1 protein-coding gene is annotated in these 344 nt (G+C 32.8%); it reads right to left on the bottom strand.

Annotated elements, in window-relative coordinates:
* On the bottom strand, positions 1–344 hold a 344-nt coding region (locus RCF13_RS01835; protein WP_343237365.1), incomplete at both ends, for an ArdC-like ssDNA-binding domain-containing protein.

The raw sequence follows: 344 nt of genomic DNA, 5'->3' as shown, positions 1-344 counted from the left end.
TTGGGAGATGAATTTTATCTTCACTTTGTCTATAAAATGCCCGATCATTACCATCATTCATGATTTCTACTTCCATATTTTTTGATAACTTAGCAATAATTTCATCTGGTGTGATATCATTTGTTTCTGGTGGTGGCAATGGTGGTATTCCTTTAATATTCTGCCCATTGAACACAGTGTAATATTTGACTGATAAAACAACACTTTGATCTTGTGCTATTTTTCGTTTTCTAAATTCATCCCATGTAATACTCTTTCTTGCTTCCTTATCAAAAGGCATCCAATACTCTACCTTTTCACCTTTTGCCCCTTTATTTAATTTCCATCCTTTATCTTGTATATGC

This window comes from Stenotrophomonas maltophilia group sp. RNC7, assembly GCF_030910085.1.
GTDB classification, from domain to species: Bacteria; Pseudomonadota; Gammaproteobacteria; order Xanthomonadales; family Xanthomonadaceae; genus Stenotrophomonas; species Stenotrophomonas sepilia.
Note: the sequence above shows the minus strand (reverse complement) of the source record. Positions and strands in the feature narration are given on the sequence as shown.